The sequence below is a fragment of the Streptomyces sp. NRRL S-340 genome (assembly GCF_000720185.1).
Taxonomy (GTDB): Bacteria; Actinomycetota; Actinomycetes; order Streptomycetales; family Streptomycetaceae; genus Streptomyces.
Genome location: NZ_JOIY01000090.1, coordinates 1 through 2,626, shown reverse-complemented (window position 1 = coordinate 2,626; position 2,626 = coordinate 1). Strand labels below are relative to the sequence as shown.

Here is a 2,626-nt window from a genome sequence, read left to right as displayed (position 1 = left end):
CCCACAGGGTCCCCCCTGCAGTACCATCGGCGCTGTAAGGCTTAGCTTCCGGGTTCGGAATGTAACCGGGCGTTTCCCTCACGCTATGACCACCGAAACCCTCATGGTTTCGAGCGAACAAGCACACTTTAACACAGTGGACGCGAGCAACTGAGGACAAGCCCTCGGCCTATTAGTACCGGTCACCTCCACACGTTACCGTGCTTCCAGATCCGGCCTATCAACCCAGTCGTCTACTGGGAGCCTTACCCCATCAAGTGGGTGGGAGTCCTCATCTCGAAGCAGGCTTCCCGCTTAGATGCTTTCAGCGGTTATCCCTCCCGAACGTAGCCAACCAGCCATGCCCTTGGCAGAACAACTGGCACACCAGAGGTTCGTCCGTCCCGGTCCTCTCGTACTAGGGACAGCCCTTCTCAAGACTCCTACGCGCACAGCGGATAGGGACCGAACTGTCTCACGACGTTCTAAACCCAGCTCGCGTACCGCTTTAATGGGCGAACAGCCCAACCCTTGGGACCGACTCCAGCCCCAGGATGCGACGAGCCGACATCGAGGTGCCAAACCATCCCGTCGATATGGACTCTTGGGGAAGATCAGCCTGTTATCCCCGGGGTACCTTTTATCCGTTGAGCGACGGCGCTTCCACAAGCCACCGCCGGATCACTAGTCCCGACTTTCGTCCCTGCTCGACCCGTCGGTCTCACAGTCAAGCTCCCTTGTGCACTTACACTCAACACCTGATTGCCAACCAGGCTGAGGGAACCTTTGGGCGCCTCCGTTACCCTTTAGGAGGCAACCGCCCCAGTTAAACTACCCATCAGACACTGTCCCTGATCCGGATCACGGACCCAGGTTAGACATCCAGCACGACCAGACTGGTATTTCAACGACGACTCCACACACACTGGCGTGCATGCTTCAAAGTCTCCCAGCTATCCTACACAAGCCGAACCGAACACCAATATCAAACTGTAGTAAAGGTCCCGGGGTCTTTCCGTCCTGCTGCGCGAAACGAGCATCTTTACTCGTAGTGCAATTTCACCGGGCCTATGGTTGAGACAGTCGAGAAGTCGTTACGCCATTCGTGCAGGTCGGAACTTACCCGACAAGGAATTTCGCTACCTTAGGATGGTTATAGTTACCACCGCCGTTTACTGGCGCTTAAGTTCTCAGCTTCGCCCCACCGAAATGGAGCTAACCGGTCCCCTTAACGTTCCAGCACCGGGCAGGCGTCAGTCCGTATACATCGCCTTACGGCTTCGCACGGACCTGTGTTTTTAGTAAACAGTCGCTTCTCGCTGGTCTCTGCGGCCACCCCCAGCTCGAACAGCAAGTGCTCTCACCAGGTGTGGCCCCCCTTCTCCCGAAGTTACGGGGGCATTTTGCCGAGTTCCTTAACCATAGTTCACCCGAACGCCTCGGTATTCTCTACCTGACCACCTGAGTCGGTTTAGGGTACGGGCCGCCATGAAACTCGCTAGAGGCTTTTCTCGACAGCATAGGATCATCCACTTCACCACAATCGGCTCGGCATCAGGTCTCAGCCGGATGCAAGGCGGATTTACCTACCTTGCGGCCTACACCCTTACCCCGGGACAACCACCGCCCGGGATGGACTACCTTCCTGCGTCACCCCATCACTCACCTACTAACCGCTTGGGCCGGCGGCTCCACCACTCCCCTCAACTCCGAAGAGATCAGGGCGGCTTCACGGCCTTAGCATCACGATGCTCGATGTTTGACGCTTCACAGCGGGTACCGGAATATCAACCGGTTATCCATCGACTACGCCTGTCGGCCTCGCCTTAGGTCCCGACTTACCCTGGGCAGATCAGCTTGACCCAGGAACCCTTAGTCAATCGGCGCACACGTTTCTCACGTGTGAATCGCTACTCATGCCTGCATTCTCACTCGTCAACCGTCCACAACTACCTTCCGGTGCTGCTTCACCCGGCAGACGACGCTCCCCTACCCATCACAGCCGCCGTTGGGCGTATATGCTGCAATGACACGACTTCGGCGGTACGCTTGAGCCCCGCTACATTGTCGGCGCGGAATCACTAGACCAGTGAGCTATTACGCACTCTTTCAAGGGTGGCTGCTTCTAAGCCAACCTCCTGGTTGTCTCTGCGACTCCACATCCTTTCCCACTTAGCGTACGCTTAGGGGCCTTAGTCGATGCTCTGGGCTGTTTCCCTCTCGACCATGGAGCTTATCCCCCACAGTCTCACTGCCGCGCTCTCACTTACCGGCATTCGGAGTTTGGCTAAGGTCAGTAACCCGGTAGGGCCCATCGCCTATCCAGTGCTCTACCTCCGGCAAGAAACACACGACGCTGCACCTAAATGCATTTCGGGGAGAACCAGCTATCACGGAGTTTGATTGGCCTTTCACCCCTAACCACAGGTCATCCCCCAGGTTTTCAACCCTGGTGGGTTCGGTCCTCCACGAAGTCTTACCTCCGCTTCAACCTGCCCATGGCTAGATCACTCCGCTTCGGGTCTTGAGCGTGCTACTAAAACGCCCTGTTCGGACTCGCTTTCGCTACGGCTACCCCACCCGGGTTAACCTCGCAACACACCGCAAACTCGCAGGCTCATTCTTCAAAAGGCACGCAGTCACGAGA

2 rRNA genes are annotated in these 2,626 nt (G+C 56.9%); both read right to left on the bottom strand.

Going from position 1 to position 2,626, the window contains the following annotated elements:
- A 5S ribosomal RNA gene (gene rrf, locus IG64_RS37825) occupies positions 1-97 on the bottom strand; the annotation flags it as partial.
- Positions 98-152: 55 nt separating this feature from the next.
- A 23S ribosomal RNA gene (locus tag IG64_RS37050) occupies positions 153-2,626 on the bottom strand; the annotation flags it as partial.